33 protein-coding genes are annotated in these 26,756 nt (G+C 40.8%); 30 read left to right on the top strand and 3 right to left on the bottom strand.

Going from position 1 to position 26,756, the window contains the following annotated elements:
* From mraY to dnaJ, 12 genes are all read left to right on the top strand, one after another.
* The gene (mraY, locus tag QM859_RS05700) at positions 1-981 is read left to right on the top strand and encodes a phospho-N-acetylmuramoyl-pentapeptide-transferase (RefSeq protein ID WP_414262398.1); all 981 of its coding nucleotides are present in this window, start codon (positions 1-3) and stop codon (positions 979-981) included.
* A gap of 118 nt (positions 982-1,099) precedes the next feature.
* The gene (locus QM859_RS05695) at positions 1,100-1,621 is read left to right on the top strand and encodes an FUSC family protein (RefSeq protein ID WP_016466804.1); all 522 of its coding nucleotides are present in this window, start codon (positions 1,100-1,102) and stop codon (positions 1,619-1,621) included.
* Positions 1,622-1,701: 80 nt separating this feature from the next.
* Positions 1,702-2,058 carry a transcriptional repressor GlnR gene (gene glnR, locus QM859_RS05690; protein WP_414262469.1) on the top strand — a complete coding sequence of 119 codons (357 nt, stop codon included), beginning with the start codon at positions 1,702-1,704 and terminating at the stop codon, positions 2,056-2,058.
* 35 nt (positions 2,059-2,093) lie between these two features.
* Positions 2,094-3,440, top strand: a complete 1,347-nt coding sequence (gene glnA / locus QM859_RS05685) for a type I glutamate--ammonia ligase (protein ID WP_414262397.1) — start codon at positions 2,094-2,096, stop codon at positions 3,438-3,440.
* A 119-nt stretch (positions 3,441-3,559) separates the two neighbouring features.
* A complete protein-coding gene (locus QM859_RS05680; protein ID WP_414262396.1) occupies positions 3,560-3,880 on the top strand; it encodes a PadR family transcriptional regulator in 321 nt (106 codons plus the stop codon).
* Complete coding sequence (locus QM859_RS05675; protein ID WP_414262395.1) at positions 3,880-4,455, top strand: DUF2812 domain-containing protein; 576 nt, start codon at positions 3,880-3,882, stop codon at positions 4,453-4,455. Before QM859_RS05680 ends, QM859_RS05675 begins: the two co-directional genes overlap by 1 nt.
* Before the next feature lie 21 nt (positions 4,456-4,476).
* A complete protein-coding gene (locus QM859_RS05670) occupies positions 4,477-4,983 on the top strand; it encodes a DUF2812 domain-containing protein (RefSeq protein WP_414262394.1) in 507 nt (168 codons plus the stop codon).
* Positions 4,984-5,149: 166 nt separating this feature from the next.
* On the top strand, positions 5,150-6,184 hold the full coding sequence (gene hrcA, locus QM859_RS05665; RefSeq protein WP_414262393.1) for a heat-inducible transcriptional repressor HrcA: 1,035 nt from the start codon (positions 5,150-5,152) through the stop codon (positions 6,182-6,184).
* Between the two features lie 132 nt (positions 6,185-6,316).
* The gene (gene grpE, locus QM859_RS05660) at positions 6,317-6,832 is read left to right on the top strand and encodes a nucleotide exchange factor GrpE (protein WP_414262392.1); all 516 of its coding nucleotides are present in this window, start codon (positions 6,317-6,319) and stop codon (positions 6,830-6,832) included.
* 364 nt (positions 6,833-7,196) lie between these two features.
* Positions 7,197-9,020 (top strand): molecular chaperone DnaK, encoded by a 1,824-nt coding sequence (dnaK, locus tag QM859_RS05655; RefSeq protein ID WP_414262391.1) that lies wholly within the window; start codon positions 7,197-7,199, stop codon positions 9,018-9,020.
* A gap of 171 nt (positions 9,021-9,191) precedes the next feature.
* Positions 9,192-9,824: a DJ-1/PfpI family protein gene (locus QM859_RS05650; RefSeq protein ID WP_414262390.1), complete on the top strand. Its 633-nt coding sequence runs from the start codon at positions 9,192-9,194 to the stop codon at positions 9,822-9,824.
* A 261-nt stretch (positions 9,825-10,085) separates the two neighbouring features.
* Complete coding sequence (gene dnaJ / locus QM859_RS05645) at positions 10,086-11,222, top strand: molecular chaperone DnaJ (RefSeq protein WP_414262389.1); 1,137 nt, start codon at positions 10,086-10,088, stop codon at positions 11,220-11,222.
* An 87-nt stretch (positions 11,223-11,309) separates the two neighbouring features.
* Here dnaJ and QM859_RS05640 read toward each other — a convergent pair whose 3' ends face one another.
* The 3 genes from QM859_RS05640 to QM859_RS05630 all read right to left on the bottom strand — a co-directional run bounded on the left by QM859_RS05640 (position 11,310) and on the right by QM859_RS05630 (position 12,751).
* Entirely contained in the window at positions 11,310-11,963 is a 654-nt protein-coding gene (locus QM859_RS05640) for a hypothetical protein (protein WP_414262388.1), read from the bottom strand.
* An 80-nt stretch (positions 11,964-12,043) separates the two neighbouring features.
* Positions 12,044-12,331, bottom strand: coding sequence for a hypothetical protein (locus QM859_RS05635; RefSeq protein ID WP_414262387.1), 288 nt, complete (start codon positions 12,329-12,331; stop codon positions 12,044-12,046).
* Between the two features lie 9 nt (positions 12,332-12,340).
* Positions 12,341-12,751 (bottom strand): HIT family protein, encoded by a 411-nt coding sequence (locus QM859_RS05630; protein ID WP_414262386.1) that lies wholly within the window; start codon positions 12,749-12,751, stop codon positions 12,341-12,343.
* A gap of 67 nt (positions 12,752-12,818) precedes the next feature.
* On the opposite strand from QM859_RS05630, the gene QM859_RS05625 reads away from it, so the two are divergent.
* The 18 genes from QM859_RS05625 (at position 12,819) to QM859_RS05540 (ending at position 26,722) form a co-directional block, all read left to right on the top strand.
* Positions 12,819-13,550, top strand: coding sequence for an ABC transporter ATP-binding protein (locus QM859_RS05625; RefSeq protein WP_049508263.1), 732 nt, complete (start codon positions 12,819-12,821; stop codon positions 13,548-13,550).
* Positions 13,547-14,596 (top strand): ABC transporter permease, encoded by a 1,050-nt coding sequence (locus QM859_RS05620; RefSeq protein ID WP_414262385.1) that lies wholly within the window; start codon positions 13,547-13,549, stop codon positions 14,594-14,596. Before QM859_RS05625 ends, QM859_RS05620 begins: the two co-directional genes overlap by 4 nt.
* A gap of 47 nt (positions 14,597-14,643) precedes the next feature.
* Entirely contained in the window at positions 14,644-15,438 is a 795-nt protein-coding gene (gene ccrZ / locus QM859_RS05615; protein ID WP_414262384.1) for a cell cycle regulator CcrZ, read from the top strand.
* Positions 15,435-16,070, top strand: coding sequence for a tRNA (guanosine(46)-N7)-methyltransferase TrmB (trmB, locus tag QM859_RS05610; RefSeq protein ID WP_414262383.1), 636 nt, complete (start codon positions 15,435-15,437; stop codon positions 16,068-16,070). Before ccrZ ends, trmB begins: the two co-directional genes overlap by 4 nt.
* A gap of 119 nt (positions 16,071-16,189) precedes the next feature.
* On the top strand, positions 16,190-16,678 hold the full coding sequence (gene rimP, locus QM859_RS05605; RefSeq protein WP_414262468.1) for a ribosome maturation factor RimP: 489 nt from the start codon (positions 16,190-16,192) through the stop codon (positions 16,676-16,678).
* A gap of 42 nt (positions 16,679-16,720) precedes the next feature.
* Positions 16,721-17,857 carry a transcription termination factor NusA gene (nusA, locus tag QM859_RS05600; RefSeq protein WP_414262382.1) on the top strand — a complete coding sequence of 379 codons (1,137 nt, stop codon included), beginning with the start codon at positions 16,721-16,723 and terminating at the stop codon, positions 17,855-17,857.
* Between the two features lie 21 nt (positions 17,858-17,878).
* Positions 17,879-18,172, top strand: a complete 294-nt coding sequence (rnpM, locus tag QM859_RS05595; RefSeq protein ID WP_004251817.1) for an RNase P modulator RnpM — start codon at positions 17,879-17,881, stop codon at positions 18,170-18,172.
* A complete protein-coding gene (locus tag QM859_RS05590; protein WP_178895425.1) occupies positions 18,165-18,464 on the top strand; it encodes a YlxQ-related RNA-binding protein in 300 nt (99 codons plus the stop codon). The genes rnpM and QM859_RS05590 overlap by 8 nt, the downstream gene beginning before the upstream one ends.
* Before the next feature lie 16 nt (positions 18,465-18,480).
* Positions 18,481-21,222 (top strand): translation initiation factor IF-2, encoded by a 2,742-nt coding sequence (infB, locus tag QM859_RS05585; RefSeq protein ID WP_414262381.1) that lies wholly within the window; start codon positions 18,481-18,483, stop codon positions 21,220-21,222.
* Positions 21,223-21,388: 166 nt separating this feature from the next.
* The gene (rbfA, locus tag QM859_RS05580) at positions 21,389-21,739 is read left to right on the top strand and encodes a 30S ribosome-binding factor RbfA (protein WP_373113734.1); all 351 of its coding nucleotides are present in this window, start codon (positions 21,389-21,391) and stop codon (positions 21,737-21,739) included.
* Between the two features lie 151 nt (positions 21,740-21,890).
* On the top strand, positions 21,891-22,670 hold the full coding sequence (locus QM859_RS05575; RefSeq protein ID WP_414262380.1) for a hypothetical protein: 780 nt from the start codon (positions 21,891-21,893) through the stop codon (positions 22,668-22,670).
* A 101-nt stretch (positions 22,671-22,771) separates the two neighbouring features.
* On the top strand, positions 22,772-23,005 hold the full coding sequence (locus QM859_RS05570; RefSeq protein WP_000368739.1) for a DUF1858 domain-containing protein: 234 nt from the start codon (positions 22,772-22,774) through the stop codon (positions 23,003-23,005).
* Complete coding sequence (locus QM859_RS05565; protein WP_414262379.1) at positions 23,005-24,339, top strand: DUF438 domain-containing protein; 1,335 nt, start codon at positions 23,005-23,007, stop codon at positions 24,337-24,339. The genes QM859_RS05570 and QM859_RS05565 overlap by 1 nt, the downstream gene beginning before the upstream one ends.
* Positions 24,340-24,348: 9 nt before the next feature.
* A complete protein-coding gene (locus QM859_RS05560) occupies positions 24,349-24,603 on the top strand; it encodes a DUF1912 family protein (RefSeq protein WP_000119707.1) in 255 nt (84 codons plus the stop codon).
* 75 nt (positions 24,604-24,678) lie between these two features.
* Positions 24,679-24,969: a DUF4651 domain-containing protein gene (locus tag QM859_RS05555; RefSeq protein WP_414262378.1), complete on the top strand. Its 291-nt coding sequence runs from the start codon at positions 24,679-24,681 to the stop codon at positions 24,967-24,969.
* Complete coding sequence (locus QM859_RS05550) at positions 24,966-25,283, top strand: thioredoxin family protein (protein WP_006144978.1); 318 nt, start codon at positions 24,966-24,968, stop codon at positions 25,281-25,283. The genes QM859_RS05555 and QM859_RS05550 overlap by 4 nt, the downstream gene beginning before the upstream one ends.
* Before the next feature lie 9 nt (positions 25,284-25,292).
* Complete coding sequence (gene ytpR, locus QM859_RS05545; RefSeq protein ID WP_414262377.1) at positions 25,293-25,919, top strand: YtpR family tRNA-binding protein; 627 nt, start codon at positions 25,293-25,295, stop codon at positions 25,917-25,919.
* A 41-nt stretch (positions 25,920-25,960) separates the two neighbouring features.
* Positions 25,961-26,722, top strand: a complete 762-nt coding sequence (locus QM859_RS05540; RefSeq protein ID WP_414262376.1) for an SDR family NAD(P)-dependent oxidoreductase — start codon at positions 25,961-25,963, stop codon at positions 26,720-26,722.
* Positions 26,723-26,756 lie beyond the last annotated feature (34 nt).

Here is a 26,756-nt window from a genome sequence, read left to right as displayed (position 1 = left end):
ATGCTAGTTTCTATCTTTTCTGGAATCCTTACTTTTGTTTTTACAGTAGTAGGTATTCCAGCATTTATCCGTTTTTATCATAAAGCACAAATTACCGGTCAGCAGATGCATGAGGATGTGAAACAACATCAGGCTAAAGCTGGGACACCGACAATGGGAGGAATCGTCTTCCTTATAACAAGTGTTTTAGTTAGTTTAGTTCTTGCTCTTTTGACCAATCAACTAACCAATAATGTTGGAATGATCCTCTTTATCCTAGTCTTATATGGTTTGGTCGGTTTCTTAGATGATTTCCTCAAGGTTTTCCGTAAAATCAATGAAGGACTCAATCCTAAACAAAAACTCTTGCTTCAGTTGGTCGGAGGGGTTATTTTCTATTTCTTTTATGAAAGAGGAGGAGATATCTTAAATGTATTTGGTTATCCTTTACACTTAGGCGTTCTTTACATCCTTTTTGCTCTCTTTTGGCTAGTCGGTTTTTCAAATGCTGTTAACTTGACTGACGGGATTGATGGCTTAGCAAGTATCTCAGTTGTAATCAGCCTATCTACTTATGGCGTCATTGCTTATGTACAAAACCAGCTGGATATCTTGCTAGTGATTATAGCTGTGATTGGTGGCCTTCTTGGTTTCTTTGTCTTTAATCACAAGCCTGCCAAGGTATTTATGGGAGATGTTGGTAGTCTTGCCTTGGGAGGGATGTTAGCTGCTATTTCCATGGCGCTACACCAAGAATGGACGCTACTCTTGATTGGTATAGTCTATGTTTTTGAAACGACATCTGTCATGATGCAAGTTAGCTACTTTAAGTTGAGTGGAGGGAAACGCATCTTCCGTATGACACCAGTTCACCACCATTTTGAATTGGGGGGCTTTTCAGGTAAAGGTCAAGCTTGGAGTGAGTGGAAGGTCGATTTCTTCTTCTGGGGAGTCGGTTTACTCGCTAGTCTTCTAACGTTAGCTATTATGTACTTGTTCTAAAAATAGAATGATAAATCATAGAAAAAGAGAAGGATTTTTCCCTTCTCTTTTTCTATTTTTGAATCCTTTTCTCAAAAAAGTAAAAATATGGTAAAATGGAAAAAAGAAAGATGAGATTATGAGTTATTTTAAAAAATATACATTTGACAAATCGAAGTTTAAGTTAGGGATGCGAACGTTTAAAACAGGAATCGCTGTTTTTCTAGTTCTCATGATTTTTGGTTTTTTTGGTTGGAAGGGACTTCAAATCGGAGCTCTAACAGCAGTGTTTAGTTTGAGAGAAGACTTTGATAAGAGTGTCCATTTTGGGACATCTCGTATTTTAGGGAATAGTATCGGTGGTTTTTATGCTCTGATTTTCTTCCTCCTAAATAATTTTTTCCATGGCGCCTTCTGGGTAACTCTCCTGGTTGTTCCGATTTGTACCATGTTAACCATTATGACAAATGTCGCCATGAATAATAAGTCGGGAGTCATCGGTGGAGTTGCAGCTATGTTGATTATTACCCTATCAATTCCAAATGGCGAAACTGTTTTGTACGTGTTTGCCCGGGTTTTCGAAACTTTTATGGGTGTTTTTGTAGCAATTCTTGTAAATTACGATATTGATCGTTTACGGAGTATTTTGCTGAAAAAATAAAATAATGTCATAAAATATGACATAAACAATTGACGATTGATTTTTTTTAGACTATAATAGACAGAAAGAAGGAAGTGTACATGAAGGAAAAAGAATTTCGCCGCAATATGGCAGTTTTCCCTATTGGTAGTGTTATGAAGCTAACCGATCTTTCGGCGCGCCAAATTCGTTACTATGAGGACCAGGAATTGATTAAGCCTGACCGCAACGAAGGCAATCGCCGGATGTATTCTTTGAATGACATGGATCGCTTGTTGGAGATTAAGGACTATATCTCTGAAGGTCTTAACATTGCTGCCATCAAGAAAAAATATGCTGAACGTGAGGCGAAATCTAAAAAACCAGTCAGTCAAACTGAAGTGCGTCGGGCGCTTCGGAATGAGGTTCTCAAACAAAGTCGCTTTGCTTCTCAACAATCACCTTTTGGTCGCGGTTAGGCAACCGCTAGTCGTCATATATAAGGAGAAAAACCATGCCAATCACAGCTGCAGATATTCGTCGTGAAGTTAAGGAAAAAAATGTAACTTTTATCCGCCTCATGTTCTCAGATATTTTGGGAACTATGAAAAACGTCGAAATTCCTGCTACAGATGAACAACTAGACAAGGTCTTGTCAAACAAGGCTATGTTTGATGGATCTTCTATTGAGGGATTTGTACGTATCAATGAATCAGATATGTATCTATACCCTGACTTGGATACCTGGACAGTCTTTCCTTGGGGAGATGAAAATGGTAGTGTCGCGGGATTGATTTGTGATGTTTATACGACAGAAGGAAAACCTTTTGCAGGAGACCCTCGTGGAAACCTCAAACGTGCTCTTCATCACATGGAAGAAGTTGGATTCAAGTCTTTCAACCTTGGTCCTGAACCAGAATTCTTCCTATTTAAACTGGATGAGAATGGTGATCCAACTCTTGAGGTAAATGACAAGGGTGGTTACTTTGATTTGGCGCCTACAGACCTTGCCGATAACACTCGTCGTGAGATCGTTAACGTCTTGACCAAAATGGGATTTGAAGTAGAAGCAAGCCACCACGAAGTTGCCGTAGGTCAACATGAGATTGACTTTAAGTACGATGAAGTTCTCCGTGCTTGTGATAAGATTCAAATCTTTAAACTTGTTGTAAAAACAATTGCCCGTAAACATGGTCTCTATGCAACCTTTATGGCTAAACCAAAGTTTGGTATCGCTGGTTCAGGTATGCACTGCAATATGTCCTTGTTTGATGCTGATGGAAATAATGCCTTCTTTGATCCAAATGATCCCAAAGGAATGCAGTTATCAGAAACTGCTTACTACTTCCTTGGTGGTTTGATCAAACATGCCTACAACTATACAGCTATTATGAACCCAACCGTTAACTCATACAAACGTTTGGTTCCAGGCTACGAAGCCCCTGTTTACATCGCTTGGGCTGGCCGTAACCGTTCACCGCTTGTCCGCGTACCAGCTTCACGCGGAATGGGAACGCGTTTGGAGTTGCGCTCAGTGGATCCAATGGCAAACCCTTATATTGCTATGGCTGTTCTTTTGGAAGTCGGTTTGAATGGTATTGAAAACAAAATTGAAGCACCAGCACCAATCGAAGAAAATATCTACATTATGACTGCAGAAGAGCGTAAAGAGGCTGGGATTACTGACCTTCCATCAACTCTTCACAACGCTTTGAAGGCTTTGACAGAAGACGAAGTCGTTAAGGCTGCTCTTGGTGAACATATCTACACTAGCTTCCTTGAAGCTAAACGCATCGAGTGGGCAAGCTACGCAACCTTCGTTTCACAATGGGAAATTGACAACTACCTAGATCTTTACTAATGATAAATCAGAAAGATTGTCCTCTCGGACAATCTTTTTTTCTTGCAATTTATATCGAGGTGTGATATATTTTATATGACGAAGTGCGATACATCGAACTACATAGGGGGTTTGCTTAAATGGAATTAACAGATAAGATTAGGCGGGTTTACCTTCCCATGACTGAAACGGGTTTTTATATTCTATTCTGTCTGCAGAAGGAAAATCATGGCTATGGTATTACACAAAAGGTCAAAGAGATGACAGAATCGCAAGTATCAATTAGTCCTGGAACTATGTATGGAACTCTGTCAAAGATGGAAAAGGATGGCTTGGTTTCCTTTGTCCGAGAAGAGGAAAAACGTAAAATCTATCAGATAACAGACTTGGGTCGAAAAGTTTTAGAGATTGAGTTGAAACGTATTGAACGACTCTACAGAAACAGTCGGGAGGAGCTTTGATGGAAAAGAAAGTTGTTTATAGGATTTGTACCATTGCGGATTATGATAGAGAGGCTCTCTATCTCAGAGAAATGCATGCTCAGGGCTGGAAACTTAAGGAAGTAAGTTACTCTAACTTAGTAGTTGCGGTTAAGTATACTTTTGAAAAGTGCCAACCGGAGCAGGTGGTTTATCAATTGGACTTTTATCCTATGAAAAAGTCAGAGAGAGCTTCCTATTTACAACTGTTTAAAGATTGTGGCTGGGAGCATATTACAGGATTTAATGGTTTTTCCTATTTTAGAAAACCTTATTCTCAAATTGAATCGGATGCCGAGTTTGAAATTTATAACGACGCGGCCGGGAAGTTAGCTATGGTCAAGCGCATTTTAATGATGCGGATGCTTCCTATTTTGCTTCTCTTTTCAGTGCTTCTGCCTGTTTTTTCAAAGTTACTCAGTGGAAGAGGTTCTTTCAGTTGGGGAATGTTTTTGATTGTTAGCATAGACGGTACTTTATTGATAGTTTTTGCGATTCAGATTTCTTATATTTTTTGGAGATTGTTTCAAAAGTGGAAAGAATTATCTGATAAATAAAACCATTTTGGAGGTTAGACAATGAATAGCAAAGTACAATTTCGAATGTTTACCATTTTTGATTTGGATAAGGTAGAAGATTATTTGCATGAGATGCATTTGAAAGGTTGGAAATTTAAATCGAATCGTTTTGGTTTTTTCTATTTTGAACAATGCCGACCAGATGATGTGATTTACTGTGTGTGGAATACTAGCTACCTTAGAAAAAATGATGTAGATTTACAAAGTATTAAGGATAGAGGATGGGAATTTGTGGAAAATTGTTCTTATACTGTTTTTCGAAAAGCAACTTGTGATGTAGATTTAAATGATCGATTTTTCATGGATAATCGTCTTAGATGGGATGGTGTGAAATCTGGACTTCGTACAGCTACAGTTTCTATCTCTGGCGGTCTAGTTGTTTGTATGAGCCTGTTTCGTGAAAGTCTCTCTCAGTCTTTCTTCATTATTTTTGCCCTATATGCTCTCATGATTACTTATCTAATCTATAGTTTTTACAGACTTAAACGAAAATATCTGCTTGATTGACAATAGTTTCTAGGTCCTCAGACTGATTTTTAGCACTCTTGATAAAAGAGTGCTAATTTTTTGAGTTTTTGTCTTGACATTCTCTTTTAAGGGTGTATAATAGAATCATAAGTTAGCACTTGGATGTCTCGAGTGCTAAAAAGATCTATCAGAGAGGAGTGACGAGATGGTTACGGAACGTCAGCAGAATATTTTAAATCTGATTATTGACATCTTTACCAAAACGCACGAACCTGTTGGATCTAAGGCCTTGCAAGAGTCTATCAACTCTAGTAGCGCTACCATTCGAAATGATATGGCAGCTCTAGAAAAGCAAGGTTTGCTTGAAAAGGCTCATACTTCCAGTGGTCGGATGCCGAGTGTGGCTGGATTTCAATACTATGTCAAACACTCTTTATCCTTTGACCGTTTAGCTGAGAATCAAGTTTATGATATTGTAAAAGCTTTTGATCAGGAGTTCTTCAAACTTGAGGATATCCTTCAAGAGGCAACGAAAATCTTGTCAGACTTGAGTGGTTGTACGGTTGTAGCGCTGGATGTAGAACCAAGTAGGCAGAAGCTGACAGCTTTTGATATTGTTGTCCTCGGGCAACATACAGCTCTTGCTGTTTTTACGCTTGATGAGTCTAGAACAGTTACCAGTCAGTTTTTGATTCCGAGAAATTTCTTGCAGGAGGATTTAAATCGCCTCAAGACCATGATTCAAGAACGTTTCCTGGATCAGACTGTTTTGGATATTCACTACAAGATTCGGACAGAGATTCCACAAATTATCCAACGTTACTTCACAACAACGGATAACGTTATGGATCTTGTTGAGCATATCTTCAAAGAAATGTTCAATGAAAATATCGTGGTTTCTGGTAAAGTCAATCTTTTGAATTTCGCTAATTTAGCGGCATATCAATTCTTTGATCATCCACAAAAGGTGGCTTTGGAAATTCGAGAGAATCTGATTGGCGACCAGATGCAAAGTGTCCGAGTTGCGGATAGCCAAGAATCTTGTCTTGCTGACTTAGCAGTAATTAGCAGTAAGTTCCTGATTCCCTATCGTGGGTTTGGAATTCTTGCGATTATAGGTCCGATAAATCTGGATTATCAACAATTGGTTAATCAACTTAATGTTGTCAATCGAGTTTTGACTATGAAGTTGACGGATTTTTACCGCTATCTCAGTAGCAATCACTATGAAGTGAATTAATACTCTTCAAAAATCAAATTCAAACCACGTCAACGTCGCCTTGCCGTACTCAAGTACAGCCTGCGGCTAGTTTCCTAGTTTGCTCTTTGATTTTCATTGAGTATAAGATTGAAATCATTAAAGGAGGCGAAAATGGCCCAAGATATAAAAAATGAAGAAATAAAAGAAGAGGAAGTTGTGGAAACAGCTGAAGAAACAACTCCTGAGAAGTCTGAATTGGACTTAGCTAATGAACGTGCCGAGGAGTTTGAAAACAAATATCTTCGTGCCCACGCAGAAATGCAAAACATTCAGCGCCGTGCCAATGAAGAACGTCAACAATTACAAAAATACCGTAGCCAAGATTTGGCAAAAGCGATCTTACCATCACTTGACAACCTAGAACGTGCTCTTGCTGTTGAAGGGTTGACAGATGATGTGAAGAAGGGCTTGGAAATGGTCCAAGAAAGTTTGGTACATGCTCTGAAAGAAGAAGGAATTGAAGAAATTCCGGCAGATGGAGAATTTGACCATAACTACCACATGGCCATCCAAACCTTGCCTGCAGATGACGAACATCCAGCAGACACCATCGCACAAGTCTTCCAAAAAGGCTACAAACTCCATGACCGCATCCTGCGCCCAGCCATGGTAGTTGTCTACAACTAGGATACAAAGCCCGTAAAAAGCTCACAGTAAAAATAGGAGATTGACGAAGTGTTTGATGAACACAAGGAAATCTATCTTTTTTACCCAGAGCTTAGGGCGTGTTCAGCTAGGCTAGAGAACTTAAAAACCTTGTCCGAAACGACACTAAACTATGAAAGAAAGATAAGAAACGGTTCGGCTTTACCAATAGTGAGCGTAGCGAACCAAAGGCGATACTCTTCGCCGTGGCGGTATTTTCGTAAACTTTGAGACCTGAGGCTCAAAGTTTAGTCAAAGAGATTGACGAAGTCAAGCTCTGACGGCGTTGCCACTTAAGAAGAGTATCAAAAAGAAAAAAGAATATAAAATTTAAGGAGAAAAACACATGTCTAAAATTATCGGTATTGACTTAGGTACAACAAACTCAGCAGTAGCAGTTCTTGAAGGAACTGAATCAAAAATCATCGCAAACCCAGAAGGTAACCGCACAACTCCATCTGTAGTTTCATTCAAAAACGGTGAAATCATCGTTGGTGACGCTGCAAAACGTCAAGCAGTAACAAATCCAGATACAGTTATCTCTATCAAATCTAAGATGGGTACTTCTGAAAAAGTTTCTGCTAACGGTAAAGAATACACTCCACAAGAAATCTCAGCTATGATCCTTCAATACTTGAAAGGTTACGCTGAAGACTACCTTGGTGAAAAAGTAACTAAGGCTGTTATCACAGTTCCAGCTTACTTCAACGATGCTCAACGTCAAGCAACTAAAGACGCTGGTAAAATCGCTGGTCTTGAAGTAGAACGTATCGTCAACGAACCAACTGCAGCAGCCCTTGCTTACGGTTTGGATAAGACTGACAAAGAAGAAAAAATCTTGGTATTCGACCTTGGTGGTGGTACATTTGACGTATCTATCCTTGAATTAGGTGATGGTGTCTTCGATGTATTGGCAACTGCAGGGGATAACAAACTCGGTGGTGACGACTTTGACCAAAAAATCATCGACCACTTGGTAGCAGAATTCAAGAAAGAAAACGGCATCGACTTGTCAAACGACAAGATGGCTCTTCAACGTTTGAAAGATGCAGCTGAAAAAGCTAAGAAAGACCTTTCTGGTGTCACTTCAACACAAATCAGCTTGCCATTTATCACTGCTGGTGAAGCTGGACCTCTTCACTTGGAAATGACCTTGACTCGTGCTAAATTCGACGATTTGACTCGTGACCTTGTAGAACGTACAAAAACTCCAGTTCGCCAAGCCCTTTCAGATGCAGGTTTGAGCCTGTCAGACATTGACGAAGTTATCCTTGTCGGTGGTTCAACTCGTATCCCTGCCGTTGTAGAAGCTGTTAAGGTTGAAACTGGTAAAGAACCAAACAAATCAGTGAACCCTGACGAAGTAGTTGCCATGGGTGCTGCGATCCAAGGTGGTGTTATCACTGGTGATGTCAAAGACGTTGTCCTTCTTGACGTAACACCATTGTCACTTGGTATCGAAACAATGGGTGGTGTCTTTACAAAACTCATCGACCGTAACACAACAATCCCAACATCTAAATCACAAGTCTTCTCAACAGCAGCAGACAACCAACCAGCCGTTGATATCCACGTTCTTCAAGGTGAACGCCCAATGGCAGCAGATAACAAGACTCTTGGACGTTTCCAATTGACTGATATCCCAGCTGCACCTCGTGGTATCCCACAAATCGAAGTAACATTCGACATCGATAAGAACGGTATCGTATCTGTTAAGGCCAAAGATCTTGGAACTCAAAAAGAACAAACAATTGTTATCCAATCGAACTCAGGTTTGACAGACGAAGAAATCGACCGCATGATGAAAGATGCAGAAGCTAACGCTGAAGCAGATAAGAAACGTAAGGAAGAAGTTGACCTTCGTAACGAAGTAGACCAAGCTATCTTTGCGACTGAAAAGACAATCAAAGAAACTGAAGGCAAAGGCTTCGATGCAGAACGTGATGCTGCACAAGCTGCCCTTGATGAGCTTAAGAAAGCCCAAGAAGATAACAACTTGGACGAAATGAAAGCAAAACTTGAAGCCTTGAACGAAAAAGCTCAAGGACTTGCTGTGAAACTCTACGAACAAGCTGCAGCAGCTCAACAAGCTCAAGCAGGAGCAGAAGGCGCACAAGCAACAGGAAACGCAGGCGATGACGTCGTAGACGGAGAGTTTACGGAAAAATAAAATAGTCCAGTGGACTATTTTATCCCGAGCTTGAAAATCGGGGGAGCGAGGTCGTTAAGAATGAGTACTCGCTATGGCGACTTGCCTAAACGCCTAACTAGCAAATGATAAGAAGAAATCCAGAGGTTGCAACCCAGCCTCTGTTTTTCGGTAAAATAGAGGATGTTGCGTATGAAAAAAGTACTTTGTATCATTTATCCTAATTTTTCTCTTTATGAGATAACTGCTTTAACGAGTACTTTAGCTCTGTCTTTTGATGTTACGATTGATTATGCTGCTTCAGATCATTCGATGGTGGTCTCTGAGGATGGCTTACCCTGTCAACCAACGAAAACACTAGATCAAATCCGTATTGAAGAGTATTCTTGCGTGATTTTGCCAGGAATGGTCAACATAGGGCCTGCCTTACAGGATGAGAAATTGATTTCGTTCTTGAAGGACCTTGGTGAGCAAGATATCATCATTGCAGCTATTTCTTCAGCGCCTCTTTTATTAGCAAAAGCAGGTCTGTTGAAGGACACGAAATATACAGGTGGAATTTGGCAAAACTTCTTTGACTATTTTGAATTTCTTCCACGTGAGAATTTCCAACCGAAAGTTCTTGTGCAAGATAAACAGATCATTACGGCTATCGGTTTTGCCCATCAAGAGTTTGCAAGAAAAGTGATTCTAAGTTTAGGCTTGGCAGCTAATACGGACAACTATTTTAAAGAACGAAACGACTACTCAGAAGAGGATTTGATATTTACTCTATCGGACCAAGAGTTTGATCAAGTGAAGCGAAGTATAGAAAACAGCCTCTAAAGATTTACATGAAAATTATAGAAAGGAACAAAGAGTGTTCGTAACTGAACACGGGTTCCATAAATTCTAATTCAATATAAAAGAAAGGAACAAAGAGTGTTCGGGGAATTGAACTCGAGCTCTGAAGTTTCTTACTCAATATGAAAGAAAGGAATTGAACCCGACCTAAATTCTCGGAAAAAAGATAAATCTGTCTAGGAGCATCGCTCCTGCGTCAGATTTCCTATTTTTCAGTCGAATTTTACGGTCTTGGTATCTTAAATGAACAATACTGAATTTTATGACCGTTTGGGCGTTTCAAAGAATGCATCTCAGGATGAAATCAAGAAAGCCTATCGGAAATTATCTAAAAAATATCACCCAGATATCAACAAGGAGCCTGGTGCTGAGGAAAAGTACAAGGAAGTTCAAGAAGCTTATGAGACTTTGAGTGACGAACAAAAACGTGCTGCTTACGACCAATATGGTGCTGCTGGTGCCAATGGTGGCTTTGGTGGTGCAGGCGGTTTCGGTGGCTTCGATGGTGCAGGAGGCTTTGGTGGCTTTGAAGATATCTTCTCAAGTTTTTTCGGCGGAGGCGGTTCTTCTCGCAATCCAAACGCACCTCGTCAAGGGGATGACCTCCAATATCGCGTCAATTTGACTTTTGAAGAAGCCATCTTTGGTACTGAAAAAGAAGTCAAATACAATCGTGAAGCAAGCTGTCGTACTTGTAACGGGTCTGGTGCTAAACCTGGAACAAGTCCAGTTACTTGTGGACGCTGTCATGGTTCAGGTGTGATCAATGTTGATACTCAAACACCGCTCGGTATGATGCGTCGCCAAGTAACCTGTGATGTCTGTCATGGCCGTGGTCAAGAAATCAAAGACCCATGTACAACCTGTCATGGAACTGGTCATGAAAAACAAGCCCATAGCGTACACGTAAAAATCCCTGCTGGTGTGGAAACAGGTCAACAAATCCGCCTAGCTGGTCAAGGTGAAGCTGGCTTTAATGGAGGCCCTTATGGTGACTTGTATGTAGTAGTTTCGGTGGAAGCAAGTGATAAATTTGAACGTGAAGGAACTACTATCTTCTATAATTTGAACCTCAATTTTGTTCAAGCAGCACTTGGTGATACAGTAGACATCCCTACAGTTCATGGTGATGTAGAATTAGTCATTCCAGAAGGAACTCAGACTGGAAAACGATTCCGCCTACGTGGTAAAGGTGCGCCTAGCCTTCGTGGTGGTGCCCTTGGTGACCAATACGTCACTGTCAATGTTGTTACCCCAACAGCTTTGAATGACCGCCAAAAAGCAGCCTTGAAAGAATTCGCAGCTGCAGGTGATTTAAAAGTAAATCCAAAGAAAAAAGGCTTCTTTGACCATATTAAGGATGCCTTTGAAGGAGAATAAAGCATAAAGTAAAAAGAGCCCGAGGGCTCTTTTTCGTGCAATCTCTAGGGATTTTAGCATGGGAGAAATCATTCTAAGACTGGTCTGTTATTGATATTTTTGAGTGAGTAAGCCAGCCTCATCCATCTCCTGGATGAGGTGCTTGAATTCCGCTTCCTTGCCAGTTTTAATGGTGACGGTATCAATGTGCTTAATTGCCGAATTATCGTGAATATCCACCAAGGTCAAAGCTTTTTCATAGAATGCAATCCCCTTTTTCATGCTTTCCGGATCATTCAAAGTTAGAATTGTGTAAGAAGAATGTGATTTTTTTCCGTTTGCTCGGAAATACTTCTCGCCTTCCTTCTCTAAAAATTGGGATAAACCATGATTGAATAAGTTGTCCTCTACTGAATGGTAGGAAATATCACCTGCCTGTAGAACATAGACCTTGAGTCGATTTTTAGTCAGGTTAGGACTTTCTTTTAGGACTGGGTGGCTATTGACAACATCATCAGAGAAAGTCACATAAAAATCTAAGCCTCCACCCTCGAATTGATAGCTTCCATTTGATTCTACTTTTTCAGGAGGCAGGTCAAGGGAGATAAAAATTTGTTTTAAGGCTTCATTTCCTTCTCGGATGTCACTCGTTGAGGCCTTGAACAGATTGGCCAGTATTAGAAATGCTAGGGCTACAAGAAGGCAGAGGCCACCACAAATAATCAGGATGATCCGCGTCAAAACTTTAAAAAACTGTTTCATTTTCATGCCCTCCCTTGTCTATTAAGATCTGATAACCCAAAATGGATTTAAAGGGGAACTAAGGAAAATTGGAGTTTCCCTTAGTTTTCTTCAGTTTCCTGCAATTCTTTTAGTACAGCAAGTCTCGTTTGGATGTCTTTTTCCAAGACTTTAAACTTATAGGTCAAATCTTTTTGATATTCCTTGATGAGTTCTTTTTGTTGGTCGATAATTTGCAGGCTATCTTGGATGATATCCAAGTCATCCTTAATGGCTTCAACACGATCAGTTGTATCTAGAACCTCTTCAGTGATAGCATGGCGGTTCTTAACGAGGAGGTATGAACCGACTGCAGAACCTGCAAAAAGTAGTAAATTTGATAGTTTCATAGTGACTCCTTAAGCGTTTTTGATCGTTTCAGCGACTTGGGCAAGTTTGTCGAAGTCTGGTTCATGTGCGATAAAGTCAATCTTGAGATCGTCATCTGCACTATAGCGAGGGACAAGGTGGACATGGGTATGGAAAACGGTTTGTCCAGCAACTTCTTCGCAGTTGGCGATGATATTCATACCTTCAGCTTTGGTAGCTTTCATGACTTTTTGAGCAACCTTGGGTACTTGGGCGAACAGTTGGCTAGCACTAGTAGCATCCATTTCTAAAAGATTGCGGTAGTGTTCTTTTGGTACGACCAAGGTGTGACCAGGTGTTACTTGTGAGATATCAAGGAAGGCAAGAACTTGATCATCTTCGTAAACCTTTGATGCGGGAATCTCCCCAGCGATAATTTTACAAAAAATGCAATCTGACATAAAATCTACCTCTACTGTATTGAATTTTGATATAATATAGCTACATTATACCAGATTTGGAGAAAATATGTTAGAAATTAAAAATCTGACAGGGGGCTATGTTCATGTCCCTGTCTTGAAAGACGTGTCCTTTACAGTCGAGAGTGGACAGTTGGTCGGTTTGATCGGTCTCAATGGTGCTGGAAAATCAACGACTATCAATGAAATTATTGGACTTTTGACACCTTATAGTGGAGAAATAAACATCGACGGGCTAACCTTAGGTGCCAATCCGCGAGAATATCGTCAGCAGATTGGTTACATTCCTGAAACTCCTAGTTTGTACGAGGAATTGACTCTAAGAGAACATATCGAGACGGTTGCCATGGCCTATGGTATTGAGCAAAACCTAGCTTTTGAACGTGTAGAACCTCTTTTAAAAATGTTCCGTTTAGATCAGAAATTAGATTGGTTCCCTGTTCATTTTTCGAAAGGGATGAAGCAGAAGGTCATGATTATCTGTGCCTTTGTTGTGGATCCGAGTCTCTTTATCGTCGATGAACCTTTCCTTGGTCTTGATCCTCTGGCGATTTCGGACTTGATTCAGCTTTTGGATCTTGAAAAGAAAAAAGGCAAGTCTATCCTCATGAGTACCCACGTTCTTGACTCTGCTGAAAAAATGTGTGATTCTTTTGTCATTCTCCACAAAGGTCAAGTCAGAGCTAAAGGGGATCTTGAAGAGCTGAGACAAGCTTTTGCCATGCCAGAAGCAAGTCTCAATGATATCTATTTGGCTTTGACCAAAGAGGAGGACAGATGAAAGACTTGTTTCTAAAGCGAAAGCAGGCTTTTCGTAAAGAGTGTATCGGTTATCTACGTTATGTGCTCAATGATCACTTTGTCTTGTTTTTATTGGTCTTAGTAGGTTTTCTAGCCTATCAGTATAGTCAACTGCTCCAGCATTTTCCTGAAAATCATTTACCAATCCTAGGTTTAATTGGGATTGTCTCTGTTTTACTCTTACTTTGGGGAGGAATAGCAACCTATGTGGAAGCGCCTGATAAGCTCTTTCTCTTAGTAGCTGAAGAAGAAGTGAGAGAACACATCCAGAAGCAAAGTCTAGTTTCCTTCATCTTTTGGGTCAGTGTACAGACTCTCTTTTTGCTCCTGTTTGCGCCTTTATTCTTAGCTATGGGTCTTGGTTTGCCAGTTTTTGGAGTCTATCTCCTTGTCTTAGGGATAGTAAAATACGTGATTTTTCGCCAAAAGTCTGGCAACTTTTTCCTTGGAGATGGGCTTGACTGGGATTATGTCATTGCACAAGAAAGTAAACGTAAGCAGTTCTTGCTTCGATTCTTTGCCCTCTTTACCCAGGTTAAGGGAATTTCAAATAGTGTTAAACGCCGAGTTTATCTGGACTTTATCCTTAAGGGAGTTCAGAAAGTACCGGGAAAAATCTGGCAGAATCTTTATCTCCGCTCCTATCTTAGAAATGGAGATTTATTCGCTCTTAGTCTCCGACTCATAATCCTATCTTTGACCGCTCTCATCTTCATTGAGCAATCTTGGATTGCAGTCGCAATTGTAATTTTATTCAATTATCTTTTGTTATTCCAGCTTCTAGCCCTCTATCATGCCTTTGACTATCAATATTTGACGCAATTATTTCCAGTAGGTAAGGGGCAAAAAGAGAAAGGCTTGAAGGAAATTTTGAGAGCGATTGGAATCTTTGTCTTGATCTTGGAAAGTCTCATAGGATTGCTTGTTTTCGAGGAAAAAATCCTTGTTTTAGTTCTTGTGGGAGCAAGTTTTGTCTTGCAATTTCTTTATTTGCCATATCAACTGAGAAGATTGGTTGACGAATAGCATAAAAATTAGTAGAATAATAAGGAAACTTTATTCGGAGGAAAGAAATGGACTTGGGTGATATTGAGCTAACGCTAACCCCGATATCTGGGAAGAGCGGAAAAGCTTATATGGGAAGTTATCCTGATGGAAAACGTGTTTTTATAAAAATGAATACTTCTCCAATCCTGCCTGGTTTAGCAAGAGAGCAAATTGCACCACAATTGCTCTGGAGCCGTCGTTTACCAGACGGCCGTGATATGTCCGCTCAGGAGTGGTTGACAGGAAACATTTTGTCGCCAGGTGATATGAACCGTAAACAAATTATCGATATTTTGACACGTTTACACCGTTCACGTCCCTTAATGACCCAGTTGACACGCTTGGGATATACAATGGAAACACCTTCGGATTTACTTCAGTCATGGGTAAACAAGGCTCCGGATGCTTTGAAAAATAATCAGTATCTACGTATGGTTCTAGGTGACTTGCGTGAAAATCTTCCTGGCTTTAGAGAAGATTATGCAACTATAGTCCATGGGGATGTCCGTCATAGCAACTGGTTTGAGACAGAGAGTGGCTTGATTTATTTAGTAGATTGGGATTCCGTTCGCTTGACTGATCGTATGTTTGATGTGGCCTATCTGCTCTGTCACTATATTCCAGAGTATCAATGGCAAGAGTGGCTAACTAATTATGGCTATAAGTATAATCAAACTGTTTTGAATAAGTTATATTGGTACGCTCAACTGTCATTTTTGAGCCTCATTACTAAATACTATGAAAATCAAGATTTGGATAATGTAAATCGGGAAATCTATGCTTTGCGTAGCTTCCGAGATAAGTATGGAAAGAAAAAATGAGAGTTAGAAATCGTAAAGGTGCAACAGAATTGTTAGAGGCTAATCCGCAGTACGTTGTTTTAAATCCCGCAGAAGCTAAAGGTAGGTGGCGAGATTTGTTTGGCAATGACAATCCAATCCATGTAGAGGTTGGTAGCGGCAAAGGTGCTTTCGTAACAGGAATGGCCAAACAAAATCCTGGCATCAACTATATCGGGATTGATATTCAGAAGTCTGTGTTAAGCTATGCCTTAGACAAAGTCTTAGAAGTTGGAGTTCCCAATATCAAACTTCTATGGGTTGATGGTTCAGAATTGACCAATTATTTTGAAGATGGCGAAATCGACCGCTTGTATTTGAACTTCTCGGATCCATGGCCTAAAAAACGTCATGAGAAGCGTCGTTTGACCTACAAGAGCTTCTTGGACACCTTCAAGCGAATCCTACCTGAACATGGTGAAATTCATTTCAAGACAGATAATCGTGGCTTGTTTGAATATAGCTTAGTGAGCTTTTCACAATATGGCATGAAGCTCAAAGGGGTTTGGTTGGATTTGCATGCCAGTGACTTTGAAGGAAATGTCATGACTGAGTATGAACAAAAGTTCTCAAGCAAAGGTCAAGTCATCTACCGAGTTGAAGCAGAATTTTAAGAAAAAGCTTGAAGTCAGGTTATTTGAGTGCTTATGCTTTACATTAGTACCAAAAAGTGCTATACTTGACAGTAGGAATATAAGAAAGAGAGGCGGGGAGATATCTTCGCCTCTTGCTTATGAGGAGGTGTTGTCCTATCGCAACAATTGTTGAATTAGTAACAGAACTTATTGAACCGGCCATCCAAGCTCCATTTGAATTGGTGGATGTTGAATATGAAAAGGTTGTAGGAGATTATGTTCTAAGTATTTTTGTTGATAAGCCAGGTGGTATTACCCTGAATGATACAGCAGACTTGACAGAAGTGATTAGTCCACTCTTGGATCAGATTCAACCAGATCCATTCCCAGAACAGTACTTCCTAGAAGTGACTAGCCCTGGCTTGGAGCGTCCTTTGAAAACCAAGGAAGCTATAGATGGAGCAGTTGGGAAATACATTCACGTTGGTCTTTATAAGGCCATCGACAAGCAGAAAGTCTTTGAGGGAACCTTATTGGCCTTTGAAGACGATGAGTTGACTGTGGAATATATGGACAAGACACGTAAGAAAACAGTCCAAATTCCATACAGTTTGGTATCAAAAGCACGTTTGGCAGTAAAATTATAGAAAAGAAAGGATAGCTTTTGAAAATTCAAAAGTAAAAAGAACATGAGTAAAGAAATGCTAGAGGCCTTCCGCATTTTGGAAGAAGACAAGGGAATCAAGAAAGAAGATATCATCGATGCAGTCGTAGAATCACTTCGCTCTGCTTATCGTAGACGCTATGGTCAATCAGATAGCGTAGCTATCGACTTCAACGAAAAAACAGGTGACTTTACAGTCTACACTGTTCGTGAAGTTGTTGATGAAGTATTTGATAGCCGTTTGGAAATCAGTTTAAAAGATGCCCTTGCCATTAATTCAGCCTATGAGCTTGGTGACAAAATCAAATTTGAAGAAGCACCAGGAGAGTTTGGTCGTGTAGCAGCCCAATCTGCTAAACAAACAATCATGGAAAAAATGCGTAAGCAAACACGTGCCATTACCTACAATACATACAAAGAGCATGAACAAGAAATCATGTCAGGTACAGTTGAACGTTTTGATAACCGCTTCATTTATGTCAATCTTGGCAGCATCGAAGCCCAATTGTCAAAACAAGACCAAATTCCTGGAGAAGTGTTTGCTTCCCATGATCGTATCGAAGTTTATGTCTACAAAGTGGAAGACAACCCTCGTGGAGTAAACGTTTTTGTAAGTCGTAGCCACCCAGAGATGATCAAACGATTGATGGAACAAGAAATTCCAGAAGTTTACGATGGAACCGTTGAAATCATGAGTGTAGCCCGTGAAGCAGGTGACCGTACGAAGGTTGCTGTTCGTAGCCACAATCCTAACGTGGATGCTATCGGAACAATCGTTGGACGTGGTGGTGCCAATATCAAGAAAATCACTAGCAAATTCCACCCAGCTCGCTACGATGCTAAGAGCGACCGCATGATTCCGGTAGAAGAAAACATCGACGTTATCGAGTGGGTAGCAGATCCAGCTGAGTTTATCTACAATGCCATTGCTCCTGCCGAAGTTGACCAAGTTATCTTTGATGAAAATGACAGCAAACGTGCCTTGGTGGTTGTTCCAGATAACAAGCTATCTCTTGCAATCGGTCGCCGTGGACAAAATGTTCGCTTAGCAGCACATTTGACTGGTTACCGTATCGATATCAAGTCTGCAAGTGAATTTGAAGCTATGGAAGAAGCAGGTCAAGTGGATTACGCTGAAACAGACGAATTTACTGAAGAATAAGATCTGCTAGAGGAGGGAAAGATGAAAACAAGAAAAATCCCTTTGCGCAAGTCTGTTGTTTCCAACGATGTGATTGACAAGCGAGATTTACTTCGTATTGTCAAGAACAAAGAAGGTGAGGTCTTTATCGACCCGACAGGAAAGGCTAATGGCCGGGGCGCTTATATCAAGCTAGACAATGCAGAAGCCCTAGAGGCTAAAAAGAAAAAAGTCTTTAACCGTAGCTTTAACATGGAAGTTGAAGAAAGTTTTTATGACGAGTTGATCGCTTATGTTGATCACAAAGTAAAAAGAAGAGAGTTAGGACTTGAATAAGCAAAAAGTAAGTAATCTCTTGGGACTTGCTCAACGAGCAGGGAAAATTATCTCGGGTGAAGAAATGGTTGTCAAAGCCATTCAGGAACAGAAAGCCAAGCTGGTATTTCTAGCGCATGATGCTGCTCCCAACCTGACCAAGAAGATTCAAGATAAAAGTCACTATTATCAAGTAGAAGTTGTAACCGTGTTTTCAACACTGGAATTAAGCATAGCAGTTGGAAAATCAAGAAAGGTTTTAGCTGTGACAGATGCTGGATTTACAAAGAAAATGAGGTCTCTTATGGAATAGAAGAGGAGGACATGATTTGTCTAAGAAAAGATTGTACGAAATCGCAAAAGAACTTGGAAAAGAAAGTAAAGAAGTTGTAGCGCGTGCAAAAGAGTTGGGCTTGGAGGTGAAGAGCCACTCGTCAAGCGTTGAAGCTGATGCTGCTGAAAAAATCGTTGCTAGCTTTAAGCCTGCTGCCCCTAAAGCAGAAGCAAAACCTGTAGCACCAAAAGCAAGTGAAGCGAAGGTAGAAAAGAAATCTGAAACACCAGTAGCTCCTAAGGAAGAAAAAGTAGTAGCTGCTAGACCACAAAGCCGAAACTTCAAGGCAGAGCGTGAAGCTCGTGCAAAAGAGCAAGCAGAGCGACGCAAGCAAAACAAGGGCAACAACCGCGACCAACAACAAAACGGGAACCGTCAAAAAAATGAGAACCGTAATGGTGGAAAAACAGGTCAAGGAAACCGCGACAACCGTCGTTTTAATGATCAAGGGAAGAAACAACAAGGTCAGCAAAACCGTGGCAATGATCGTCGCCAACAAGCGGAAAATCGTCCGAACCAAGCTGGTCCACGTATTGATTTCAAGGCTCGTGCAGCAGCCCTGAAGGCAGAACAAAATGCCGAATACGCACGCTCAAGCGAGGAACGTTTCAAACAGTCACAAGCAGCTAAAGAAGCTTTGACTCAAGCTAATAAACGCAAAGAACCAGAGGAAATCTTTGAAGAAGCTGCTAAGCTAGCTGAACAAACTCAGCAAGTGGTTGAAGTAGCTCCTGTAGTCAAAGAGCCTGTAGTGGATACACGTCGTAAAAAACAAGCCCGACCAGACAAAGATCGTGATGATTACGATCGTGAAGAAGATGGTCCTAGAAAACAACAAAAGAATCGAAGTAGTCAGAATCAAGTGAGAAATCAAAGAAATAGTAACTGGAATAACAATAAGAAAAATAAAAAAGGCAACAAACAAAACAATCGTAATCAGGCTCCAAAACCTATTACAGAACGTAAATTCCATGAATTGCCAACAGAATTTGAGTATACAGATGGTATGACTGTTGCGGAAATCGCAAAACGTATCAAACGTGAACCAGCTGAGATTGTTAAGAAACTATTTATGATGGGCGTTATGGCCACTCAAAACCAATCTTTGGATGGGGAAACAATTGAACTCCTCATGGTTGATTACGGAATTGAAGCTAAACAAAAGGTTGAAGTGGACAATGCCGATATCGAACGTTTCTTCGTAGAAGATGATTATCTGAATGAAGACCAACTAGTGGAACGTCCACCAGTTGTAACCATCATGGGACACGTTGACCATGGTAAAACAACCCTTTTGGATACTCTACGTAATTCACGTGTTGCGACAGGAGAAGCTGGTGGTATCACTCAGCATATCGGTGCCTATCAGATCGAAGAAAATGGTAAGAAGATTACCTTCCTCGACACACCAGGACACGCGGCCTTTACTTCCATGCGTGCACGTGGTGCTTCTGTTACCGACATTACTATCCTAGTCGTAGCGGCAGATGACGGGGTTATGCCTCAGACTATCGAAGCCATTAACCACTCAAAAGCGGCTAATGTTCCAATAATCGTTGCCATTAACAAGATTGATAAACCAGGTGCAAACCCAGAGCGCGTTATCGGTGAATTGGCTGAACACGGTGTTATGTCAACAGCTTGGGGTGGAGATTCTGAGTTTGTAGAAATCTCAGCTAAATTCAACCAAAATATCGATGAACTCTTGGAAACTGTTCTTCTTGTGGCTGAAATCCAAGAACTCAAAGCAGACCCAACCGTTCGTGCCATCGGTACCGTTATCGAAGCCCGTTTGGATAAAGGAAAAGGTGCGGTTGCAACCCTCCTTGTTCAACAAGGTACTTTGAACGTTCAAGACCCAATCGTTGTTGGTAATACTTTCGGACGTGTCCGTGCCATGACCAATGACCTTGGACGTCGTGTGAAGGTTGCAGGACCATCAACACCAGTATCTATTACAGGTTTGAACGAAGCACCTATGGCGGGTGACCACTTTGCTGTATACGAAGATGAAAAATCTGCTCGTGCAGCTGGTGAAGAACGTGCTAAACGTGCTCTTATGAAGCAACGTCAAGCTACACAACGTGTCAGCCTAGAAAACCTCTTTGACACTCTTAAAGCTGGTGAACTTAAATCTGTTAATGTCATTATCAAAGCCGATGTACAAGGTTCAGTTGAAGCTCTTGCTGCTTCCCTTCAAAAGATTGATGTGGAAGGTGTAAAAGTTACCATCGTCCACTCAGCAGTTGGTGCTATCAATGAATCAGACGTTACTCTTGCCGAAGCTTCAAATGCCTTTATCATTGGTTTCAATGTACGCCCTACACCACAAGCACGTCAACAAGCAGAAGCAGACGATGTAGAAATCCGTCTTCACAGCATTATCTACAAGGTTATCGAAGAGATGGAAGAAGCTATGAAAGGGATGCTTGATCCAGAATTCGAAGAAAAAGTTATCGGTGAAGCGATTATCCGTGAAACCTTCAAAGTGTCTAAAGTCGGAACAATCGGTGGATTTATGGTTACTAGCGGTAAAGTTACCCGTGATTCTAAAGTCCGTGTTATTCGTGACGGTGTCGTTATTTACGATGGTGAACTTGCAAGCTTGAAACACTATAAAGATGATGTCAAAGAAGTTACAAACGGCCGTGAAGGTGGTCTCATGATTGATGGCTACAATGATATCAAGACTGATGATGTGATTGAAGCTTATGTCATGGAAGAAATCAAGAGATAATAGAGAAACGATAGCCAATTTGACTCGTCGTCAACAGCGCCTTGATGAACCCTTAGTTCTATCTAAGGCTTGTTTCCTAGATTCAAATGGCTCTAGTTCCTCTATCTAATAAAAATAGCTAGGTCTGCTGGCCTAGCTTTTGGTTCAATAGAGAGGGAGGAATAGCATGGGAAATCATTTCCGTACGGACCGTGTGGGCATGGAAATCAAACGTGAAGTCAATGAGATTTTACAAAAGAAAGTCCGTGATCCACGTGTCCAAGGAGTGACCATCACAGATGTTCAGATGCTAGGTGACTTATCTGTAGCTAAGGTCTACTATACTATTTTGAGTAACCTTGCCTCAGATAATCAAAAGGCCCAAATCGGGCTTGAAAAAGCAACTGGGACTATCAAACGTGAACTTGGTCGCAATTTGAAATTGTATAAAATTCCAGACTTAACTTTCGTTAAAGATGAATCCATCGAGTATGGAAACAAGATTGACGAGATGCTACGCAATCTGGATAAGAAATAAGAAAGAGGGGCAACCCTCTTTTTTGTTTTAAAAACGAGGACTCTGCTTTACTAAAATCTTATCAAGAAAAAATGAGTTCAGAAAATTTCTTTTCAAGAATAAATGTGATATGATATAGTTCAAAATTGAAAGAAGAAGAGAAAACAACAATATGTCTAAACAAGATTTAGCTATGCAAGTATTGCAACAAGTCGTGAAACTCCCTGTTGTTAAAGTTGATCGTTCAAAATTTTTAGTAGATAAATTTTCCAAACAATTAGACCCAAAAGATATTCCTCGATTACTAGAAGAGGGACCAACAGCCTTGTTATCCCAAGATGTTTTAGATAAAGTTGCCGATTCTTGTATTAAGGATAATGTTCTATTGGCGAGTGGAACTTCTGTTCTTGCAGGTATTCCTGGTGGTCTAGCCCTTGCAATCACCATTCCAACTGATGTGGCTCAGTTTTATGCTTTTTCATTAAAATTGGCCCAAGAATTGGGATATATTTATGGTTATGATGATCTTTGGGCTTCACGAAATGAATTGAGTGAAGAAGCTAAAAATACACTCTTACTCTATCTCGGAGTTATGCTTGGAGTCAATAGTGCTGGAGCCCTTCTTCGATCTGGTGGAGTTTCGGTTGCTAAACATGTCATGAAGACAGTTCCTCAGAAGGCTTTGGCTAAGACTTTGTGGTATCCTATTTTAGAAAAAATCCTGAAAATTTTTGGGGTAAATCTGACAAAGGGAGGCTTTGCTAAAGGGCTAGGTAAATGTATCCCGATTCTAGGAGGTATCGTTTCAGGTGGTTTAACCTATACAACTATGAAACCGATGGGTAAAAGTTTGCAAAGAGAATTATCCAAACTAGTCAATTACAATGAAATTCAATATCAAAAGGACGTAGAGATAATTCGAAAAGAAGCAGAAATTATCGAAGCAGAGTAATGTGAAGAAGCTAGCAGACCTGTACTGCTAGTTTTTTTATCCCATGCCTTGTGGTATAATAAGAAAAGAAAAACCAGTGAAAGAATGTAACGGAGGTTGTGATGGATAATATTATTGACGTTTCTATTCCTGTTGCGGAAGTGGTGGACAAGCATCCCGAAGTTTTAGAAATCCTAGTGGAGCTTGGTTTCAAACCTCTTGCTAATCCCTTGATGCGCAATACTGTAGGTCGAAAGGTTTCGCTCAAACAAGGTTCTAAGCTCGAAGGAACTCCTATGGACAAGATTGTACGAACCCTTGAAGCAAATGGTTACGAAGTGATTGGATTAGACTAATGACAGATGAACGAATTCATGTCCTTCGGGATATTTTATTAGAATTGCATAATGGAGCCTCTCCAGAGTCCGTTCAGGAACGCTTTGATGCGACCTTTACAGGTGTATCTGCTATTGAGATTTCCCTTATGGAGCACGAGTTGATGAACTCTGACTCAGGCGTCACCTTTGAAGATGTCATGGAACTCTGTGATGTGCATGCCAATCTTTTTAAAAATGCTGTTAAGGGTGTCGAAGTTGAAGATACAGAGCATCCAGGTCATCCCGTGCGTGTCTTTAAGGATGAAAATCTAGCTCTCCGTGCTGCCTTGATTCGGGTTCGTAGATTGCTCTCGACTTATGAATCTGTGGACGACGAGGAAATGCTGGCGGAGATGCGTAAGGGTTTGGTGCGTCAGATGGGGCTTGTTGGTCAATTTGATATTCACTACCAGCGCAAGGAAGAGCTCTTCTTTCCTGTCATGGAACGTTATGGCCATGATTCACCTCCCAAAGTTATGTGGGGAGTGGATGATCAGATTAGGGATCTCTTTCAAACAGCTTTAGTGGCAGCTAAGTCGCTCCCAGAAGTACCGATTTCCGCCGTAAAGGAAGCTTTTGAAATTTTTGCGACAGAGTTTGAAAGTATGATATTTAAGGAAGAATCAATCCTTCTCATGATTCTGCTCGAATCCTTTACCCAGGATGACTGGATTCAGATTGCCGAGGAAAGTGACGCCTATGGATATGCCATTATCCGTCCGTCTGAGAAATGGATTCCAGAACGTCAAAGTTTTGTTGAGGAAAAAAGTGTAGAAGAACCAATTCAGCCAGAAACTGTAGATGGACAAGTTCAGCAAGTGATTGATACGCCAGAAGGCAAGCTTACCATCACCTTCACACCTAAGGAAAAGGAAACAGTAGTAGATCGCAATAGCCAACAGGCTTTTGGCAATGGTTATCTATCAGTTGAACAGGCGAATCTTATCCTTAATCATTTGCCGATGGAGATTACCTTTGTTAATAAAGATGATATCTTCCAATATTATAACGATAATACGCCAGCAGATGAGATGATTTTCAAGAGGACACCGTCTCAAGTTGGACGAAATGTCGAACTCTGCCACCCGCCAAAATATTTGGATAAAGTCAAAACGATTGTGCAAGGTCTTCGTGAGGGGAAAAAAGACAAGTACGAGATGTGGTTCAAGTCAGAGTCGCGAGGCAAGTTTGTCCACATCACCTATGCCGCAGTACACGATGAAAACGGGGAATTCCAAGGCGTGCTAGAGTATGTTCAGGATATCCAGCCCTACCGTGAGATTGATACGGACTATTTCCGTGGATTAGAATAAGGAGAATCAATGAGTTACGAACAGGAATTTATGAAGGAATTTGAAGCCTGGGTCAATACCCAGATCATGATCAACGACATGGCGCACAAGGAAAGTCAAAAAGTTTACGAAGAAGACCAAGACGAGCGTGCTAAAGATGCCATGATTCGCTACGAAAGCCGCTTGGATGCTTATCAGTTCTTGCTTGGTAAGTTTGAAAATTTCAAGGCGGGTAAGGGATTTCATGATTTGCCAGAAGGCTTGTTTGGCGAGAGAAATTATTAATGTTTAGAAATTAGAAAGGGGAGTGGGGCTCCCTTTTTCATTGTTCCTTGAGCCTTTTTGTGTTACAATGTTAGCATGAAAACGAAAAATATTATTAAAACAGGTTTAGTCGTGGCAGGGCTTGGAGCACTTGCCTTTGGTGCTAAGAAAGTAGCTGATGATCACAAACTCATGAAGACACAGGAAGAGTTAACGACTATTGTGCGTGACTATTTCTCAGAAATGGGTGAGATTGGGACTCTCTATGTCCAAGTATACGAAAGTAGCCTAGAACGTCTTGTTGGTGGTGTCATTTTTGAAGATGGTCGTCACTATACCTTTGTCTATGAAGATGAAGATCTCATCTACGAGGAGGAAATCTTATGATTTCTCCTAAAAATATAGAAGAATTAGCAAATCTAGTAGAGCAGGATGGCAAGAAGGTCTTCCTTTTTGTTGCGGATTGGTGTGGCGATTGCCGTTATATCTATCCTGCCTTGCCAGAGATTGAGGAGGCAAATCCAGAGTTCACTTTTATACGGGTAGACCGAGATGAGTACATGGAACTTGCTAAACTTTGGGATGTATACGGGATTCCAAGTCTTGTTGTTTTAGACAAGGACAAGGAGATTGGACGTTTTGTCAATCGTGACCGTAAAACCAAGGGGCAAATCAATGACTTTTTAGCAAGTTTGAAATAGGAGAAAAGAATGATATTTACATATAATAAAGAACATGTCGGCGATGTCCTTATGGTCATCGTGAAAAACAGTGGTGATGCCAAGCTAGATGTTGAACGTAAAGGTAATGTAGCGCGTGTTTTCCTAAAAGAAAATGGTGAAACTGTCGCTTGGAACATTTTTGAAGTTTCTAGCATGTTTGAAATCGCTGAGCGCGGGCAAGTCTTTTTAACTGACGACCAAGTAGCCCGTTTGAACCAAGAATTGCAAGAAGAAGGATTTGCTGAAGAAATCATCAATGACAAGGAACCCAAATTTGTGGTTGGAGAAATTGTAGAAATGGTTGCGCATCCAGATAGTGACCACCTCAATATCTGTCAAGTTGCTGTTGGGAATGACAAGACAGTACAAATCGTTGCTGGTGCTCCCAATGCGCGTGTTGGTTTGAAAACCATTGTTGCTCTTCCTGGAGCCATGATGCCAAAAGGAAATCTCATTTTCCCAGGGGAACTTCGTGGGGAAAAGAGTTTTGGGATGATGTGTAGTCCTCGTGAATTGCATTTGCCAAATGCTCCGCAGAAACGTGGTGTCATTGAATTATCAGAAGACCAAATTGTTGGGACTCCGTTCGATCCAGCTAAACATTGGACAGCTTAATCCGTAACAGTTATCTATGCTGTTCGCTGGAGGGAAATAAGATGGCAAAAAATGTAGTCATTACAGGTGCAACATCAGGTATCGGTGAAGCCATTGAGCGTGCATATCTAGAAAAAGGTGAGAATGTTGTACTCACAGGGCGTCGAACAGAAAGGCTCGAATCTCTTAAAACTGAGTTTGCAAAAGCTTTTCCAAATCAAAAAGTCTGGACCTTTCCGTTAGATGTTACAGATATGAGCATGGTAAAGACTGTTTGTTCAGAAATTTTAGAGACAGTAGGTCAGGTTGATATCTTAGTTAATAACGCTGGACTTGCTTTGGGTCTAGCTCCTTATCAAAATTATGAAGAGTTGGATATGTTGACCATGCTGGATACCAATGTCAAGGGTTTAATGGCAGTTACACGCTGTCTCTTGCCTTCCATGGTAGCAGCTAATCAAGGGCATATTATCAATATGGGTTCTACTGCAGGGATTTACGCATATGCTGGTGCAGCAGTCTATTCAGCAACCAAGGCTGCAGTCAAAACTTTTTCAGATGGGATTCGAATTGACACCATTGCGACTGATATCAAAGTGACCACTATTCAACCTGGTATTGTAGAAACTGATTTTTCAAAGGTCCGTTTTCATGGAGATGAGGCACGGGCTGCGACAGTCTATCAGGGACTTGAAGCCTTGCAGGCGCAAGATATCGCTGATACTGTAGTTTATGTGACCAGTCAACCACGGCGAGTACAAATCACAGATATGACCATCATGGCCAATCAACAAGCAACTGGATTTATGATTTATAGAGATTAATATTATTTAAAAAGTTACAAATCTTGTAACTTTT

Source organism: Streptococcus infantis, from assembly GCF_047463175.1.
GTDB classification, from domain to species: Bacteria; Bacillota; Bacilli; order Lactobacillales; family Streptococcaceae; genus Streptococcus; species Streptococcus infantis_AC.
The sequence above is the reverse complement of the archived record's forward strand: the minus strand, read 5'-3'. Positions and strand labels throughout refer to the sequence as shown.

What these genes read in the sequence shown, in the direction of transcription:
- mraY (WP_414262398.1), top strand. Translation starts at nt 1, where the DNA reads ATGCTAGTTTCTATCTTTTCTGGAATCCTTACTTTTGTTTTTACAGTA.
- QM859_RS05695 (WP_016466804.1), top strand. Translation starts at nt 1,100, where the DNA reads ATGAGTTATTTTAAAAAATATACATTTGACAAATCGAAGTTTAAGTTA.
- glnR (WP_414262469.1), top strand. Translation starts at nt 1,702, where the DNA reads ATGAAGGAAAAAGAATTTCGCCGCAATATGGCAGTTTTCCCTATTGGT.
- glnA (WP_414262397.1), top strand. Translation starts at nt 2,094, where the DNA reads ATGCCAATCACAGCTGCAGATATTCGTCGTGAAGTTAAGGAAAAAAAT.
- QM859_RS05680 (WP_414262396.1), top strand. Translation starts at nt 3,560, where the DNA reads ATGGAATTAACAGATAAGATTAGGCGGGTTTACCTTCCCATGACTGAA.
- QM859_RS05675 (WP_414262395.1), top strand. Translation starts at nt 3,880, where the DNA reads ATGGAAAAGAAAGTTGTTTATAGGATTTGTACCATTGCGGATTATGAT.
- QM859_RS05670 (WP_414262394.1), top strand. Translation starts at nt 4,477, where the DNA reads ATGAATAGCAAAGTACAATTTCGAATGTTTACCATTTTTGATTTGGAT.
- hrcA (WP_414262393.1), top strand. Translation starts at nt 5,150, where the DNA reads ATGGTTACGGAACGTCAGCAGAATATTTTAAATCTGATTATTGACATC.
- grpE (WP_414262392.1), top strand. Translation starts at nt 6,317, where the DNA reads ATGGCCCAAGATATAAAAAATGAAGAAATAAAAGAAGAGGAAGTTGTG.
- dnaK (WP_414262391.1), top strand. Translation starts at nt 7,197, where the DNA reads ATGTCTAAAATTATCGGTATTGACTTAGGTACAACAAACTCAGCAGTA.
- QM859_RS05650 (WP_414262390.1), top strand. Translation starts at nt 9,192, where the DNA reads ATGAAAAAAGTACTTTGTATCATTTATCCTAATTTTTCTCTTTATGAG.
- dnaJ (WP_414262389.1), top strand. Translation starts at nt 10,086, where the DNA reads ATGAACAATACTGAATTTTATGACCGTTTGGGCGTTTCAAAGAATGCA.
- QM859_RS05640 (WP_414262388.1), bottom strand. Translation starts at nt 11,963, where the DNA reads ATGAAACAGTTTTTTAAAGTTTTGACGCGGATCATCCTGATTATTTGT.
- QM859_RS05635 (WP_414262387.1), bottom strand. Translation starts at nt 12,331, where the DNA reads ATGAAACTATCAAATTTACTACTTTTTGCAGGTTCTGCAGTCGGTTCA.
- QM859_RS05630 (WP_414262386.1), bottom strand. Translation starts at nt 12,751, where the DNA reads ATGTCAGATTGCATTTTTTGTAAAATTATCGCTGGGGAGATTCCCGCA.
- QM859_RS05625 (WP_049508263.1), top strand. Translation starts at nt 12,819, where the DNA reads ATGTTAGAAATTAAAAATCTGACAGGGGGCTATGTTCATGTCCCTGTC.
- QM859_RS05620 (WP_414262385.1), top strand. Translation starts at nt 13,547, where the DNA reads ATGAAAGACTTGTTTCTAAAGCGAAAGCAGGCTTTTCGTAAAGAGTGT.
- ccrZ (WP_414262384.1), top strand. Translation starts at nt 14,644, where the DNA reads ATGGACTTGGGTGATATTGAGCTAACGCTAACCCCGATATCTGGGAAG.
- trmB (WP_414262383.1), top strand. Translation starts at nt 15,435, where the DNA reads ATGAGAGTTAGAAATCGTAAAGGTGCAACAGAATTGTTAGAGGCTAAT.
- rimP (WP_414262468.1), top strand. Translation starts at nt 16,190, where the DNA reads ATGAGGAGGTGTTGTCCTATCGCAACAATTGTTGAATTAGTAACAGAA.
- nusA (WP_414262382.1), top strand. Translation starts at nt 16,721, where the DNA reads ATGAGTAAAGAAATGCTAGAGGCCTTCCGCATTTTGGAAGAAGACAAG.
- rnpM (WP_004251817.1), top strand. Translation starts at nt 17,879, where the DNA reads ATGAAAACAAGAAAAATCCCTTTGCGCAAGTCTGTTGTTTCCAACGAT.
- rbfA (WP_373113734.1), top strand. Translation starts at nt 21,389, where the DNA reads ATGGGAAATCATTTCCGTACGGACCGTGTGGGCATGGAAATCAAACGT.
- QM859_RS05575 (WP_414262380.1), top strand. Translation starts at nt 21,891, where the DNA reads ATGTCTAAACAAGATTTAGCTATGCAAGTATTGCAACAAGTCGTGAAA.
- QM859_RS05570 (WP_000368739.1), top strand. Translation starts at nt 22,772, where the DNA reads ATGGATAATATTATTGACGTTTCTATTCCTGTTGCGGAAGTGGTGGAC.
- QM859_RS05565 (WP_414262379.1), top strand. Translation starts at nt 23,005, where the DNA reads ATGACAGATGAACGAATTCATGTCCTTCGGGATATTTTATTAGAATTG.
- QM859_RS05560 (WP_000119707.1), top strand. Translation starts at nt 24,349, where the DNA reads ATGAGTTACGAACAGGAATTTATGAAGGAATTTGAAGCCTGGGTCAAT.
- QM859_RS05555 (WP_414262378.1), top strand. Translation starts at nt 24,679, where the DNA reads ATGAAAACGAAAAATATTATTAAAACAGGTTTAGTCGTGGCAGGGCTT.
- QM859_RS05550 (WP_006144978.1), top strand. Translation starts at nt 24,966, where the DNA reads ATGATTTCTCCTAAAAATATAGAAGAATTAGCAAATCTAGTAGAGCAG.
- ytpR (WP_414262377.1), top strand. Translation starts at nt 25,293, where the DNA reads ATGATATTTACATATAATAAAGAACATGTCGGCGATGTCCTTATGGTC.
- QM859_RS05540 (WP_414262376.1), top strand. Translation starts at nt 25,961, where the DNA reads ATGGCAAAAAATGTAGTCATTACAGGTGCAACATCAGGTATCGGTGAA.